Source organism: Salinivibrio sp. PR932, from assembly GCF_001996125.1.
In the GTDB taxonomy this organism is placed as follows: domain Bacteria; phylum Pseudomonadota; class Gammaproteobacteria; order Enterobacterales; family Vibrionaceae; genus Salinivibrio; species Salinivibrio proteolyticus.
On record NZ_MUFM01000013.1, the window covers coordinates 1 to 15,168 of the forward strand.

At 51.2% G+C, this 15,168-nt stretch carries 10 protein-coding genes, 1 tRNA gene and 1 rRNA gene; 7 read left to right on the forward strand and 5 right to left on the reverse strand.

Features of this window, described 5'->3' with window-relative positions:
- The first annotated feature begins 74 nt into the window (after positions 1-74).
- Together rrf and BZG84_RS08200 are read left to right on the forward strand one after the other, a co-directional pair.
- A 5S ribosomal RNA gene (rrf, locus tag BZG84_RS08195) occupies positions 75-190 on the forward strand.
- A 59-nt stretch (positions 191-249) separates the two neighbouring features.
- Positions 250-326: transfer RNA gene (locus tag BZG84_RS08200), tRNA-Asp, on the forward strand.
- Positions 327-634: 308 nt separating this feature from the next.
- Here the strand turns inward: BZG84_RS08200 and BZG84_RS08205 are convergent.
- The 3 genes from BZG84_RS08205 to rdgC form a co-directional block, all read right to left on the reverse strand.
- On the reverse strand, positions 635-889 hold the full coding sequence (locus BZG84_RS08205) for a YfhL family 4Fe-4S dicluster ferredoxin (protein WP_021022889.1): 255 nt from the start codon (positions 887-889) through the stop codon (positions 635-637).
- 1 nt (position 890) lies between these two features.
- Positions 891-2,237, reverse strand: coding sequence for a prephenate-dependent tRNA uridine(34) hydroxylase TrhP (gene trhP, locus BZG84_RS08210; RefSeq protein WP_069590581.1), 1,347 nt, complete (start codon positions 2,235-2,237; stop codon positions 891-893).
- 160 nt (positions 2,238-2,397) lie between these two features.
- Entirely contained in the window at positions 2,398-3,306 is a 909-nt protein-coding gene (gene rdgC, locus BZG84_RS08215; RefSeq protein WP_198536719.1) for a recombination-associated protein RdgC, read from the reverse strand.
- Positions 3,307-3,423: 117 nt separating this feature from the next.
- Here rdgC and BZG84_RS08220 point away from each other — a divergent pair, with 117 nt between their 5' ends.
- From BZG84_RS08220 to BZG84_RS08240, 5 genes are all read left to right on the forward strand, one after another.
- Positions 3,424-4,704, forward strand: a complete 1,281-nt coding sequence (locus tag BZG84_RS08220) for an exonuclease SbcCD subunit D C-terminal domain-containing protein (RefSeq protein WP_077481285.1) — start codon at positions 3,424-3,426, stop codon at positions 4,702-4,704.
- 3 nt (positions 4,705-4,707) lie between these two features.
- The gene (locus BZG84_RS08225; protein ID WP_077481287.1) at positions 4,708-8,475 is read left to right on the forward strand and encodes an AAA family ATPase; all 3,768 of its coding nucleotides are present in this window, start codon (positions 4,708-4,710) and stop codon (positions 8,473-8,475) included.
- Positions 8,476-8,582: 107 nt separating this feature from the next.
- Complete coding sequence (gene phoB, locus BZG84_RS08230) at positions 8,583-9,272, forward strand: phosphate regulon transcriptional regulator PhoB (protein WP_069590589.1); 690 nt, start codon at positions 8,583-8,585, stop codon at positions 9,270-9,272.
- 45 nt (positions 9,273-9,317) lie between these two features.
- Positions 9,318-10,613, forward strand: coding sequence for a phosphate regulon sensor histidine kinase PhoR (gene phoR / locus BZG84_RS08235; RefSeq protein WP_077481289.1), 1,296 nt, complete (start codon positions 9,318-9,320; stop codon positions 10,611-10,613).
- Positions 10,607-11,566 carry a PstS family phosphate ABC transporter substrate-binding protein gene (locus BZG84_RS08240; protein WP_077678132.1) on the forward strand — a complete coding sequence of 320 codons (960 nt, stop codon included), beginning with the start codon at positions 10,607-10,609 and terminating at the stop codon, positions 11,564-11,566. The genes phoR and BZG84_RS08240 overlap by 7 nt, the downstream gene beginning before the upstream one ends.
- Here BZG84_RS08240 and ppx read toward each other — a convergent pair.
- Positions 11,563-13,077, reverse strand: a complete 1,515-nt coding sequence (ppx, locus tag BZG84_RS08245) for an exopolyphosphatase (protein WP_077478892.1) — start codon at positions 13,075-13,077, stop codon at positions 11,563-11,565. The two genes, BZG84_RS08240 and ppx, sit on opposite strands and share 4 nt — an antisense overlap.
- The gene (gene ppk1, locus BZG84_RS08250; RefSeq protein ID WP_077478893.1) at positions 13,055-15,166 is read right to left on the reverse strand and encodes a polyphosphate kinase 1; all 2,112 of its coding nucleotides are present in this window, start codon (positions 15,164-15,166) and stop codon (positions 13,055-13,057) included. The genes ppx and ppk1 overlap by 23 nt, the downstream gene beginning before the upstream one ends.
- Positions 15,167-15,168: the final 2 nt, after the last annotated feature.

The following is a 15,168-nucleotide window of genomic DNA, read 5'->3' on the forward strand; positions in this document are numbered from 1 at the left end:
GGTTTTGGGTTGGACTTAAAATAAGCCAGTTGATTGTGGCGAGAACAAACAGCTTTCTAGATTACAAAATTTTGCTTGGCGACCATAGCGCTTTGGACCCACCTGACTCCATGCCGAACTCAGTAGTGAAACGAAGCAGCGCCGATGGTAGTGTGGGGTCTCCCCATGTGAGAGTAGGACATCGCCAGGCTTTGATTACAATTGATTAAAGCCAAGAGATATAAGTCTTTAGTCATACAGAATTGTTGCGGAGTGGTAGTTCAGTTGGTTAGAATACCGGCCTGTCACGCCGGGGGTCGCGGGTTCGAGTCCCGTCCACTCCGCCACTACTTAGAAACCCTAGCTGAAATGCTGGGGTTTTTGCGTTTAAGGCGTCCCTAAATCAAGAGCTTATTCATGTTTGAGAAGTGCACGGAGTGGAGTGCTTCACTCTCTTTCCTCACTATAGGTTTTTACTAACGCTTGCTTAGTCATGACTTTATGAATGCATAAACTGCGATATGTGTGAGCCTGAGTGTCTCAATGTACCTTCGTTACTCTGGGCTGTCATGCATGACTGTAAAGCACGTAGCATTAGTTTACTATTTTGGGTGATACAGATATAAAAAAAGCGCCTTGCGGCGCTTTGAATGGTTTAGGCCATCCCTTGGATGACCACAAATTTTTCTAGGAGCTGATCCTCTGTCTCGACATTATCGGGATCGGTGATAATGCATTTGGAGATCGGGCAGACTGACTGGCACGTTGGCTTGTCGTAATGGCCTTTACACTCGGTGCATAAATCTGGCTCGATCTCAAAGATCTCGGACCCCATCGAGATAGCCCCATTGGGACACTCGGGCTCACACATATCGCAGTTTATGCATTTATCCGTGATGAGTAATGCCATACTACTTTCCTGATGGATTACGCGTATCTTGACCTGATTGTAGGTTACGCATCAGTAGTGCGTATTCCAAATCCATATCTTCTGGCACAGGAATAAACACAAAGTGACCATTACCTTTGGCATCGTCGATAGACTCTGATTTGCGGTTTTCCATGACTTCAAGAGTGAAGTGGACGTTACCCTTCGGCGTCATGAGCTCAAGGCTATCACCTAAAACAAACTTGTTCTTCACGGCAACTTCCGCTAAATCGCCACGGCGTTTACCGGTAAATTCACCGACAAATTGCTGTTGGTCAGAGACCGAATAGCCGTAATCATAGTTTTGGTAGCTATCGTGTGTATGGCGACGTAAGAAGCCTTCGGTATAACCGCGGTGCGCGAGGTTTTCCAGTGTGCTCATGAGGCTTTCATCGAAAGGCTTACCGGCAACAGCATCATCAATCGCCTGACGATAAACTTGGGCTGTTCGAGCACAGTAGTAGAAGGACTTCGTCCGACCTTCGATTTTCAGCGAGTGAACACCCATTTGGGTCAAGCGTTCAACGTGCTGAATGGCACGGAGGTCTTTTGAGTTCATAATGTAAGTGCCGTGCTCATCTTCATAAGCGGCCATTAATTCACCGGGGCGACGGCCTTCTTCAAGCAAAACGACATCGTCGACAGGCTGGCCTTCACCCAATGTTGGTGTGACTTCCTGTACTTGTACCACTTGGCCGGCATCGTCTTCTTTGGCTTCGTGAACCTTATAGTCCCAGCGGCACGCATTGGTGCAGGTGCCTTGGTTAGGGTCGCGCTTGTTGATGTAGCCGGAGAGCAGACAACGACCCGAGTAAGCCATACACAGAGCGCCGTGCACAAATACTTCAAGCTCCATCTCTGGGCATTGTTTGCGGATCTCTTCGATCTCTTCAAGCGACAGCTCACGTGAAAGGATGACGCGTTCAACGCCTTGCGAATACCAGAACTTCACCGTCGCCCAGTTCACCGCGTTGGCTTGTACCGACAAGTGAATTGCCATATCGGGGAAATGCTCACGCACCATCATGATAAGGCCTGGGTCTGACATGATCAGTGCATCAGGACCCATATCGATGATAGGTTGCAAATCGCGGATAAAGGTTTTGAGCTTGGCGTTGTGCGGTTGAATGTTACAGACCACATAGAACTTTTTGCCCTGTGCGTGGGCTTCATCGATCCCGATTTTCAAGTTCTCGTGGTTAAATTCGTTATTGCGCACACGTAAGCTGTAACGCGGTTGTCCGGCGTAAACGGCATCAGCCCCATAGGCGAATGCGTAGCGCATGTTTTTAAGGCTACCGGCGGGTGAGAGTAGTTCTGGAGTAAACATAATTCCTAGCTAAAGTCTGAGTGTAAGTCAGGCACCTTCATCGTGAAGGTGAGTGTGGGCGCTATTTTACTGTGACAGTGCCCACACTACCAGCAGGAATTACCTAGTCTTTGTGTGGATTAAGCCAGTTGCATCAGTATACAAAGGCTCACTCGAGTGACTAATCGGTTTGTAAACCGCCGAGGGTCGTGAATAATCCATCAAGCAATACGTCGAGCTCACCGCACATCAACGATAAATCAGCATCCAGTCGGGCCGCGATATCTTCGCGGTCGATATCCGCGTTTTGATCGCGTAACTCTTCCGAAAACTTCAGGCGCTTAAGGCTGAGATCATCGCCCAACACAAAATGGATTTGTTCTTGCCAGTCCATGGCGAGTTTGGTGACTTGTTTGTCGGCATCGAGGTGGGCGTGAATTTCTTCACTGGTGAGATCTTGCTGTTTGCATTTAATCACCCCACCTTCTTCAAGCAGTGCTTTGAGTTCAGCCTCATCACCAAGGTGGAAGCCCTGAGGCGCGCTGCCTTGTTTAACCCATTCTGTCATGGCATGTTCCACCGGTGTTTGGGTTTCGACGGGCACAACCGGTAAGCTGCCGATAGATTTACGGAGTAAGGCAAGTAGCTCTTCGGCTTTTTTAATACTGGCCGCATCGACCAGAACCAGCCCTTTTGCCGGCATGAGAAGGGCGCACATTTGGCTTTGGCGGGTAAAAGCGCGCGGGAGCAACTCCATGACAACATCATCTTTTAGGCTATCTTTCTCACGTTTTTTCAAACGCTGGCCTTGGGCTTGCTCCATAGCATCAACTTTTTCTTCTAGCGCATCTTTGATCACAGAGGCAGGGAGCAGCTTTTCTTCTTTGCGTGCCCGGATCAAAATATTGCCACCGCTGACATGGGTCAGCATGTCGCCGTGCTTACCCAATGCTTTGTCCCAGCCGAATTTCTGCATGTCCTGGCTGCCGCAAGGGGTAAAATCGAACTCTTTGAGTTGGCTTTCGAGCTGTTCGGGATCGAGAGGAATGTCGCGGGTGAGGCGGTAGACGAGTAAGTTCTTAAACCAAATCATGGCGAGGCTTTATCCATCCAGTTGTGAGAAAGCCAACATGGTATTGCATTCATACTCGAATGTCGCTGCAATTAGCGTAGAATTTTACCCGGCTCGCGACATTGGCGAGTGTCTATGACCTCGTCTTTTTTCAACCAACGGATAACCCCAGCAGTGTTAAAAATCATTCATACCTCAGATTGGCATCTTGGCCACCAATTGCATGGCTATGATCGTCAGCAAGAGCACCAGGCGTTTCTTGATTGGCTACAGCAGCAATTGATAGATGAAGAGGCGGATGCCTTGTTGGTTGCCGGAGACATCTTCGATAGTGCCAATCCGCCTGCGAGCGCTTGGCGTATGCTATACCGCTTCTTAGCGGATGTCGCGAAGGCGTTGCCCCAACTGAATGTGATTATTACCGGTGGGAACCATGACTCACCTAGCAAACTCGATGCGCCACACGAGCTACTCAAAGCCTTTGATTTACACTTAATTGGTGCTATCTCACGGCACAGCGATGGCAGTTTAGATACCGAGCGTATGATGGTGCCAGTGACGGACAAAGAGGGGCAAACCGCCGCTTGGGTGATGGCTGTACCTTTCTTACGTAGCAGTGATTTACGCACGGAAGGATTGGGGGAATACGATGATCGTCTCATCGAAGGGGTGCGACAGATTTATCAGCAAACAGAACAAGCGGCGCGCGCCAAATGCACGGGGAGCCAAGCGCTGATTGCGATGGGGCATGTTTATATGGCGAGTGGGCAGCTATCAGAAATGTCTGAGCGACGCATTCTCGGCGGCAACCAGCATGCGCTGCCAGCTGATATTTTTGCCAAGGATGTTGCCTATGTGGCACTGGGACATTTGCACCTTGCCCAGCGGGTCGCGAAGCAAGACCGAATTCGCTATTGTGGTTCGCCGATCCCGCTGTCTCTGTCAGAGCGACACTATCGTCATCAAGTGCTCGCTGTCACTTTAGAGGGGGAGCAGCTTGCCGATATTCGCTCTCTTGAAGTGCCGCGACGGGTCGACCTATTGCGTGTGCCTGACAAGCCTGCTCCGCTTGATGAAGTGATAGAAGCGCTGCAGGCGATGACCCTTTCCCCACTATCGCTGGATATGCAGCCGTTATTGGAGGTGCCTGTTCTATTGGATGCCCCGCAACCGATGTTGCGTGAGAAGATCCTCGTGGCGCTAGAGGGACAGCCTATCCGTTTGGCGAAAATAACGCCGCACTATCGTGACCGCACCCACGAGCGCCAATTTCGTGAGCAGCGCTTGTCTGATGTTGAGCCGTTTCAAGTTTTCCGACACGGCTGGCAGCAAAAATATCAAGGTGAGCCGGATCCGGCTATCGCAGCGACTTTTTCACATTTGCTTGAACAACTGGAACAGGATGAGGACCAATAAACGATGAAAATTCTGGCATTACGTGGCGAGAACCTGGCCAGTATTCAACACCCGTTTGAGTTGGACTTTTCGAAGGGCCCTTTGGGTGATAGCGGTTTGTTTGCGATCACTGGCAAAACGGGCGCCGGTAAATCCACGTTGTTAGATGCTATCTGTCTTGCGTTATACGACAAAATCCCGCGCTTTCAAGCCAACAAAAAGAACGATGCAGATATTGGTCTCGGCGATCCTGCAACCCGAGTCAAAGCCAACGATGTGCGCAGTATTTTGTCGCGAGGAAAAGGTGAAGGGTACGCAGAAGTCGACTTCTTTGCCCATGACGGCAGTCGCTGGCGTGCCCATTGGTCGGTACGTCGCGCGCGAGGAAAAGCCGACGGTCGGATCCAAGCCAGTGAGCATTGGCTCGAAAACCTCACCACCGGCCAACGTTTTGCAGGAAAGAAACAGGAAGTGCTCAGTGAAATTGAGCGTCTGGTCGGGCTTAGCTATGAACAGTTCCGTCGAGCGGTGATGCTCCCTCAAGGAGATTTCGCGGCTTTTTTGAAAGCGTCAGCAGATGACCGCGCTGCACTGCTGGAGCGGATGACTGGTACCGAAATTTACAGCCGTTTATCCCAAATGGCCCATGAGCGTGCCCGTGATGAAAAACAAGCACTGGATCAGCTCATGCAACAGCTCGGTGACATTCAGCTACTGAGCGAAGATGAAGAGCAGCAATTGGTGGATGAGCAAGCCCAATGCCAACAGACGGTCAAGCATCATCAACACCAGCTCAAAATGCTGAACGACTATCGCCAGCAACACACCCACTTAGCGCAGGCGCAACAAGCGCTTGATGACGCGCAAGTGGCACTGGATGAGGCGGAACAAGAAAAAGCGGGTGTGGAAGCACGTCGAGAGACATTGGCGCAGATTGAACGTGCCCAAGCGGCGCGAGAGGATCTCAATGCGCTGCAGCGTCACCAGTGGCAGTCCCTATCTTTGGGGGAAGATCTTGCTGCGTTAGCCCGTGATGAACAGGCTGTTGCAGCCGACTATGAGCGACAAGCGGATCGTTGGCGAGAAGCCAATCGCGCATTGACCGACGCCGAGCAAGCGTGGGCTGATATGGAGCCGAAGGTGCGTGAGGCTCAGCAAATTGAGACCCAATTAGCCAGTCTTGATGAGCAAATGCGCGAGCAAAACATTACCCTCAATGAAGAACAGCAAAAATGGCGTCAAGCGCAACAGACCCTTGAACAAACCCGTGCCCATGCACAGCATTTGGTGCATCGTGAAACGATCATTGCTGAGCAACTGGCAGCGTTTGGCGATTTCGGTCACGTGGCTGAGCACTATCAGCCGGTGTTTGACAACCTCAAGCAATTTCTAGATTGCCAAGATGCGCTAGCCGCACTGAGTGATGAGCACAGACAGCGACAGCAGCAAGCCCAGCAATGGCGTCCTCAGCGCGATAAGCTTGAGCAGGATATTGCGCAAGTGGATGCCAGCAGTGACCAGTTAAAAACAAAACGCGCGGCTGCGGAACCTGAGCGTTTGATTGCGGAGCAAGAGACCGATCAAGCGCGCTACAGCCAATTACAGTCTACCCGCCGTTTACAAGAGGCGGTCTTAAATGAGGCGCATAACTGGCAATACTGGGACGAACGCTGCCGCCATAATCAGACGGAATTCGAAAAGTTTGATGCCATTTTCCGCGATAGCCAAACCCACCTAGCGCGTTTGAAAGACACGGTAACGCGCCAACAAGCACAGGTTGACGAAGCACACCACAGTTTGCAGCAAGCGATGGCCGTGATGGAGTTGGAAGACTTGCGTCAAGCGCTTAACGAGGGAGACCCTTGCCCGCTTTGTGGGGCGACTGAGCATCCTTACTTACACCATGCGCCCGTTGTGGAAAGTTTGATTGATCAGCAGCAAACGCGTCTCGCTGAGCTGCAAGCGACACTCAATCAAAGCCAGGCAGAATACTACTACTGGCAAAAGCAACATCAACAAAGTGAACACGCATGTGCTGAATTGCGTGAGCAAGGGCAAGTGTGGCAAGCGGAGCGTGATCAGTACGAAAAAGGGCTACGTGTCGCTATTGCTGAATTGGATAGTGACATCGACAGTCAGACGCCACTGCGCGATGCACTCATCGATATTGAAGCTCGAGCCCAACAGACGCAAGCGGACTATGTGGCTTGTTATCAAGCCATGACCGAACGTCAGCAACAGCTTGCCCATATTCAGCAGATTGATGCGGCACTCAGTGAGTTGCAACAAGCTCGAGAGCAGCTTGTTGCCCGTCGTCATCACTTAGACCAAGCGCTAACCGAATGTGAAACACGCCTTACCGCCATCGACGAACAATGGCACCAGCAACAAGCTCAGCGTGATAGTCGCTGCGAAGCACTCGATAAACAGCTAGGCAAAGGCCAATGGCAGGCGAGCTTACAACAAGTGGGATCCGCGCGTTACATTCGCCAAATGGAGCAAAAAATCCAGCAATACCGCGCTTTGCAAGCGGAGCGTGAGGGGATGGCGGCAGAAAAGCAGCGTACCGACACCGAGCTTGCCACGCTCACACAGCAGTGTCAGAGCTTGTCGGATGCCATTCAGTCACGTCAGACGCAGTTGGTGAACTTGGCGCAACAACATCAGCAGCGTATGGCGGCGCGACAGGCGCTGGTGGGGGATCAGGATCTTGCGAGCTTAGAAACTGAGTACAAGTCACGCATAGACGCGCAGCGCCAGCGTCGAGCTGAGGCGGAAAAGGCGTATACGCAAGCCAGTGAGCAACGCGCCGGCTTGCAAGCCCGCCAGCAAACCTTACAGCAGCAACGGCAAGATGCTAACCAGCACTATCGTACCGCCGTTAGGCGTTGGATCCAGTGGCAACCTGCGCTGGGAATGAGTCAGTATACTTTGATGGCGCATTTGTCATTGAGCGAGGCTTGGCGGGCGGATGAACGCCAAGCTTTAAACCAGATTGAGGCGCGCTATCAGGAAGCGAAAACACGCTTTGAAGAACGTGAACAGCAGCTAAACCATTGTCATCAGGCCATTGCGACCGCCAAAGCGTGGTTTGATGAGCAAGCGCTGACAGATGACGAGACAGTCTTGGAGACGCAGCAAGCCGAGTGGCAACACGCGCAAGAGCAGGCTGAACAGCGTGTGTTCGATATTCGTCATCGGCTGACGCAAGCCGAGCAGGCACGTCAGCAAGCGGGGAGTTTAACGGACAAAATCGATACCCAACGTAGTAAAACGGAACAATGGCTAAAACTGGCCGATTTAATTGGCTCGGCCAGCGGTGCCAAATTTCGTAACCTTGCCCAATCACTCACACTCGCCCAGCTGGTGGAGATTGCCAACGAGCACCTTGCTTCGCTTTCTCCTCGCTACGCGCTGCAAACCGTACCCGACAGTTTGTTAGCATTGCAGGTGGTGGATCATGATATGGGAGATGAAGTGCGCAGCGTGGAATCCCTCTCTGGAGGAGAGAGTTTCTTGGTTTCTTTGTCGCTGGCACTGGCGCTCGCCTCATTAGCGGCAGATACCCGTCAGTTAGGATCGCTGTTTATCGATGAAGGCTTTGGCACCTTGGACCCCGACAGCCTTGAGATGGCACTGTCGTGTCTCGATACCCTGCAAGCGGATGGACGCCAAATTGGTGTGATCTCTCATGTGAGTACTTTAGTCGAGCGGATTGGTGCCCAAGTTCGCGTAGACAGTCAGGGCGGAGGTGCAAGTCGCGTGTTGGTCACACAACAAGGTGTTGGCTAGGTCACAGCATGCACAAAGTGCGGGGAATTTGCTCGCGCTGGGTCACAAAAATGTCATAATAAATCCACATAATGGCGCCAGTTAAATGATAACACTAGGTAATTATCATGGTTAGAAGGATTCTAGTTGTTGAGGACGAAGCGCCGATCCGAGAGATGCTGTGCTTTGTGCTGGAGCAAAAAGGCTACCAAACGGTAGAGGCCGAAGACTACGACTCAGCGCTGGCGCAAATTTGCGAGCCTTATCCGGAAATGATCCTCATGGATTGGATGTTACCGGGCGGATCGGGGATTAACTTGATCAAGCACCTCAAGCGCGACGAATTGACCCGACAAATTCCTGTAGTGATGCTGACCGCGCGTGGGGAAGAGGAAGATAAAGTCCGAGGCCTAGAAGTTGGCGCGGATGATTACATCACCAAACCTTTCTCACCGAAAGAGCTCATGGCACGCTTAAAAGCGGTGATGCGTCGCGTATCACCGACCACACTGGACGATGTGATTGATGTACAAGGCCTCAAGTTAGACCCTGTCTCGCACCGTGTGACGGCCAATGATGAACCGCTCGATATGGGGCCAACCGAATTTAAAATGTTGCACTTTTTTATGACGCACCAAGAGCGTGTCTACAGCCGTGAGCAGCTTTTGAATAACGTTTGGGGTACCAATGTGTATGTTGAAGATCGTACCGTTGATGTGCATATCCGGCGTTTGCGCAAAGCGCTTGAAGCGGGTGGCCATGATAAGTTAGTGCAAACCGTACGTGGCGCAGGATATCGCTTCTCGACACGCAACTAAAAAGATAGAAAGCGCTCCACATACGTTGGGGTGGATGGAGAGTAAATGGTCGAACGACTGTCTTGGAAGAAGCTAGCTTGGGAGCTGGCTTTTTTTTATTTGCCTTGGTTTATTATTGGCTGGCTGTTCGGTGGCCTGCCTTGGTTGCTATTGGGTGCAACGGTTGCCATGTTGCTTTGGCATCTGCATCAACAAATCAAACTGTCCGACTGGCTATGGAAAGATAAAAGCCTGACCCCGCCTTCAGGCACAGGCTCCTGGGAGCCATTGTTTAATGGCATTTATCGGCTTCAAAAACGTAATCGCCGCCGTCGCAAAGAGTTAGCAAACCTGATCCGTCGTTTCCGCAACGGGGCCGAATCCTTGCCCGATGCGGTGGTAGTCTTTGAAAGTGATGGCTCGATTGTGTGGTGTAACAAGCTGGCACAAGAACTCCTTGGCTTGAGAATGCCAGATGATAATGGCCAACATATCAGCAATCTTATTCGCGCGCCCGAGTTTGTCAGCTACATCGCCGAGGCAAATTACGATATACCGTTAGAAATGCGCTCCCACATCAACAGTGCGCGCACCTTAGAATTTCGTACCATGCCCTATGCCGAGGGAGAGTTCTTGATGGTGGTACGTGATATCACCCAACTCAAACAGCTGGAAGGAATGCGACGCAACTTCTTCGCCAATGTCTCACATGAACTGCGTACGCCAATGACGGTGTTGCGCGGTTATCTCGAGATGACAGAAGATCCTGACATGGTGATAGGGCCGATGTGGCCGAAAGCGCATGGTGTTATGACTGAACAGCTATCGCGCATGGAATCACTGGTTGAGCAGCTCCTGACGTTATCCAAAATTGAGGCGGCCGCAAAACCAGAATTAGATCACGATGTTGATGTGCCAGCGATGCTGGATGTGTTGCAAAAAGAGGCGCAAACCTTGAGTGGTGATCGTGAGCATGTGCTGACGTTTGATGTTGATAAGAGCCTAAAAGTAAAAGGCAATGACGACCAACTCCGCAGCGCGATTTCCAATTTAGTCTATAACGCGGTGAAGCATACCCCAGCTCAGGCGGCGATTTCCGTCAAATGGTATCGCACCGACAAAGGTCCGCGTTTAGAGGTCACTGACAGCGGCGAAGGCATTCCTCCGCAACACCTCGATCGCTTGACTGAACGCTTTTATCGTGTCGATAAGGCACGCTCTCGTGAAACCGGTGGCAGCGGTCTGGGTTTGGCAATCGTCAAGCACGCCCTGAGCCATCATGATGCGGAGCTCGAGATCCAAAGTGAGGTAGGGATGGGCAGTACCTTTGCATTTACGCTGCCGGAGCGATTGGCATGTTAAGGTGGGGCATACTCTGTGTCAGCCTTCTTTGGAGCGCACTGGCCCAGAGCCATACGACCCAGCCAATGCTGCCTGAATATCAGCGTATCAGCGGCGTTTCGGGGAACTTAAATTCCGTAGGTTCCGATACTTTAGGCAACATGATGGCGGCGTGGTCCGACGGGTTTAAGCGTTTGTACCCGGGGGTAAATGTTCAGCTGCAAACCCCCGGCTCTGCCTCGGCGGCCCCCGCGCTGGTGGAAGGTACAGCACAACTTGGCCCAATGAGCCGTCCGATGCGGGTCAGTGAAGAAAATGCGTTCCAAGCGCGATTCGGTTATCCACCCACCGCTGTGCCGGTGGCGATTGATGCCATGGCGGTTTATGTCCACCAAGATAACCCACTACAGAGAATTAGCTTCAATCAGCTGGATGCTATCTTTTCGCGAACGCTCTGGTGTGGGGCGAGTGAGTCTATTACTCGCTGGGGGCAGTTAGGACTTACCGGACGTTGGCAACATCGCGATCTACAATTATTTGGGCGTAACTCGGTATCCGGTACCTATGGCTACTTTAAACAGGCGGCATTGTGTCGTGGTGACTTTCGCGCCAATGTCAACGAGCAACCGGGATCGGCATCTGTGGTGCAATCTGTGGCCTCCTCATTAAATGCGATTGGATACGCGGGGATGGGTCACCAAGCGTCGGGGGCGAAAATGCTCGCCGTCGGTCATCCCGGTAAGCCTGCTGTTCTGCCGACTCAGCAGTCAATTCGCGATGGTGAGTACCCACTTACACGGTATTTATACCTCTATATCAATAAAGCACCCAACGCGCCGCTAGCTCCGCTTGAGGCGGCGTTTATGGGGTATATCCTCTCTGCACAAGGGCAAAAGGAAGTAAGCCGAGAAGGATATATTCCCCTCCCGGCGCAAGTGGTGCATGCGCAGCGCCATGCACTTGGATTGGATTAGTCGCTAAAACAAAGCGACCAACCCGCCGCTTTCCAGTAGTCTTGCTCTGCGGTCAGGTCGGCCGCAAGTAAGCGATTATCATCCAGCCAGCCTTTGGGAAACTGCAGCTGCCAACCGCCGTTTTTATCGATAGTCACCGTAATCTCGGGGAGAGCTTCGTCATTGCGCTGTGAGTGCAACACACAGGCGAGCCGCAGTGCGCAGATAAGCGTTTCGATCAGTTTGGGTTTAAACAAGGTGAATTTGGGCATTTCTCCCAGCTTTAACGCTTTACGATGAAAGCGCGCAAGGGTTGCCAAGACGGTTTGTTGCTCTTGGTTAAACCCGGGTAGGTTAGTATTGCTGAGAATATATGCTGAATGTTTGTGATAGCCCGGATAACCAATGCTTAACCCCACTTCGTGCAATAAAGCGGCCCAATTGAGTAATCCAGCCAATTCCGCTTTTTTACTGCCTTGTTCGGGCTCCGCTTGTGCGTAGAAGTGGGCGGCGGTTTGCTGGACTCGCCGTGCATGGGCAAGGTCGACATTGTAGCGTGCGGCCATATCATCTGTAGTTCGGCCACGGATGTCGGTGCGTTGGAAGCGCTCTTCCATCTCATACAGTAAGCCCTCACGCAGGGCACCATCTGAGAAGCGCAATTCATCAATTTTGAGCGCGTCGAGAACACCGGATAAAATCGCCACCCCAGCGGCAAAGACCGGCTGCCTGTCTTCGGTCAATCCCGGTAAATCGATGCTGTCACTGTGTTTGAACTTTAATAGCTTTTCAATCACATTATCCAAGCGCTTGCGCGTGATAATGCCATCCTCATCGCCCAACCCAATCACCACCTCGCGAATGGCTTTAATGGTGCCCGATGCGCCTAACGCGACTTGCCATCCTGCTTTGCGATATTGACTCGCCAGACTTTCCAATTTTTGTTGGGTAGCCGTTTGGGCTGCGAGAAATTGCTTTTCACTCAGCGCGCCTTGTGGGAAAAAGCGTTCGTTATAGCTGACACACCCCATGCGTTTGCTATTAACGAGCAGGGGCTGAAAGTCTTCACCAATCACCAGCTCGGTTGAGCCTCCACCGATATCAATGACTAAACGGCGACCCAGATTTTGCTGGGTGTGAGAGACCCCCAGATAAATCAGGCGTGCTTCTTCTTCACCCGCAATAATTTCAATCGGGTAAGGGAAGACTTGATTCGCCCGTTCAATAAATTCATGTGCGTTTTTGGCTTGGCGTAAGGTATGGGTTGCTGCGATCCGAACGTTGTCTATCTCGATGCCATTGAGGCGTTCGGCAAACATGGCTAAACAGTCGACACCACGTTGAATGGCCTCGTCGCTTAGGCGCTGCTTTTTATCCAATCCTGCGGCTAATCGCACCCGCTGCTTGTGACGACTGATAATTTGTAGGCCTTGCCCGACCACGCGGGCAACCACCATATGAAAGCTATTAGAGCCAAGATCGACGGCCGCAATCTCTCTCGGCTTATCATTACTTGCTTTGGGGTGTGTCATGCTGCAACTTTTCCGCGTGTTTGAGTTCCTGTCTCTCTAACTGCTTGAGGAAATCGTAAGTTTCGATTTGCGAGCGAATTTTTTTCTTGTTCCCTCGTTTAACATAGGTATTCGACATCTCCTTGTCGATGATACGCGCCTTGGTCCGATCGGAAAATTGGATCTCAAGGATGTCCATGATACGTTCTTTTAAACGCGGATCGCGGATGGGCGCACCGACTTCGATACGGTTATCGATATTGCGGGTCATCCAGTCGGCGGAAGAGATATAGACATCACGCTCCCCACCATTTTCAAACGCAAATACACGCGGGTGTTCTAAAAACCTATCGACGATACTGATCGCCTTGATATTTTGACTCACGCCTTTCACGCCCGGCACTAAAGAGCACATGCCGCGTACAATCATGCGAATTTTCACCCCTTCGCTGCTGGCCCGGTAAAGTAGATTGACCAGGCTTTTATCGACCAGATTATTCACTTTTAAGGTGATCCCGGCCTTACGCTTGGCTTTCGCGTGTTCGATTTCGCGCTCAATCAGCTTTTGAATGCGGCGTCGAGAGTTACGTGGTGACACGATCAAATGATTGAACTTGACCGGACGATAAGGGTTTTCGATAAACTCGAAGACCTTACGAATTTCAGACGTGATCTGCTGATCGGCGGTAAAGAGTGCAAAGTCGGTATAAATACGGGCCGTTTTTTCGTGGAAGTTACCGGTGCCAATGTGGCCATAATCACGTAATTCGCCATTTTCTCGCCGTGAGATCAGGCAAAGCTTGGAGTGAATTTTAAGCCCTGGAGTACCAAACACGACCTTGACGCCCGCATCGGTGAGCACGCGCGACCATTCGATATTGGCTTCTTCATCAAAACGGGCTTGTAGCTCGACCACCACGGTCACGCGCTTGCCGTTATTGGCCGCATCAATCATGGAGTTAATGATCCGCGAGTTCTTTGCCACTCGGTATACGTTAATGCGAATGCTGCGCACGGACGGATCAAAAGAAGCCTGGCGAACCAGCTCCGTCATATGGCGGAAGGTGTGGTACGGATAGTAAAGCAGGATGTCGCGCTCACGAATGGCATCGAAAGCATTGTTATGTAATTGAAAATCGGCCGATTCGAATGGCGGCAGTGGTGGGTTTTCCAGATATTTTCGCCCGACGTTAGGAAAGCCGATAAAGTCACGAAAGTTATGATAACGCGCACCGGGTAGGACGCTGTCATAATCAGAAATTTTCAGCACTTGGATGAGTTTACTCACCATTTCCGGCGGCATATCCCGTTGGTAGACAAAGCGCACCGGGAGAGCGGTGAGGCGTTGGTCCAAGCTTTCCGACATGTTCTCGAGCAGGCTGTGCTCTACCTCATTAGTAAGATCGTACTCTGCATCTCGGGTCATTTTCATGGCATAGGCATCGACCGTGTCGTAGTCGAAGAAGCCGCTGAAAATTTGGTCAAGACATAGTCGAATGATGTTGTCGAGCAAGATGATGGTTTTGCGCTGCCGTTTACCCTTGGGCTCAGGGACTTTAATAAAACGGTCAAGATCATCTGTTGGGATCTCAATCAACGCATACTTGGGCTCTTCCCCTTCTTTTTTAAGCTGTACGGCGAGGTACGAGTAGGCATCTTTCAGAAAGCTCAATACATCGACGTCTTTGGTCAGCATAATAGGCGTAATGTAGGGCAGAATATTGCTACGAAAATAGCGCTTTAGCCATTGGGATTGGTTATCGGTGAGCTGACGTTCGTTAACGAGAAAGATATTGCGGCGTGCCATCTCTAGCAAGATATCGTTGTAGAGATGGTCGAAATCTTGGTTTAGTTTGACGACTTTCGCTTGAATTTTACTTAAAAGTTCTTTGGCATGACTATCGACTCCACGCTCTTCGTCAATGATGATACGGCGTTTAACGTCCGCGAAACGCACTTGATAAAACTCATCAAGGTTGGAGGAGAAAATCCCCAAAAAACGAACACGTTCGATAATGGGGACGCTCTTATCGGCGGCTTCTTGGAGGACGCGTTCGTTAAAAGATAGCCAACTTAATTCTTTGTCGACGTGGTAAGTATCTAGTGTCATAA

What these genes read in the sequence shown, in the direction of transcription:
- BZG84_RS08205 (WP_021022889.1), bottom strand. Translation starts at nt 889, where the DNA reads ATGGCATTACTCATCACGGATAAATGCATAAACTGCGATATGTGTGAG.
- trhP (WP_069590581.1), bottom strand. Translation starts at nt 2,237, where the DNA reads ATGTTTACTCCAGAACTACTCTCACCCGCCGGTAGCCTTAAAAACATG.
- BZG84_RS08220 (WP_077481285.1), top strand. Translation starts at nt 3,424, where the DNA reads ATGACCTCGTCTTTTTTCAACCAACGGATAACCCCAGCAGTGTTAAAA.
- BZG84_RS08225 (WP_077481287.1), top strand. Translation starts at nt 4,708, where the DNA reads ATGAAAATTCTGGCATTACGTGGCGAGAACCTGGCCAGTATTCAACAC.
- phoB (WP_069590589.1), top strand. Translation starts at nt 8,583, where the DNA reads ATGGTTAGAAGGATTCTAGTTGTTGAGGACGAAGCGCCGATCCGAGAG.
- phoR (WP_077481289.1), top strand. Translation starts at nt 9,318, where the DNA reads ATGGTCGAACGACTGTCTTGGAAGAAGCTAGCTTGGGAGCTGGCTTTT.
- BZG84_RS08240 (WP_077678132.1), top strand. Translation starts at nt 10,607, where the DNA reads ATGTTAAGGTGGGGCATACTCTGTGTCAGCCTTCTTTGGAGCGCACTG.
- ppx (WP_077478892.1), bottom strand. Translation starts at nt 13,077, where the DNA reads ATGACACACCCCAAAGCAAGTAATGATAAGCCGAGAGAGATTGCGGCC.
- ppk1 (WP_077478893.1), bottom strand. Translation starts at nt 15,166, where the DNA reads ATGACACTAGATACTTACCACGTCGACAAAGAATTAAGTTGGCTATCT.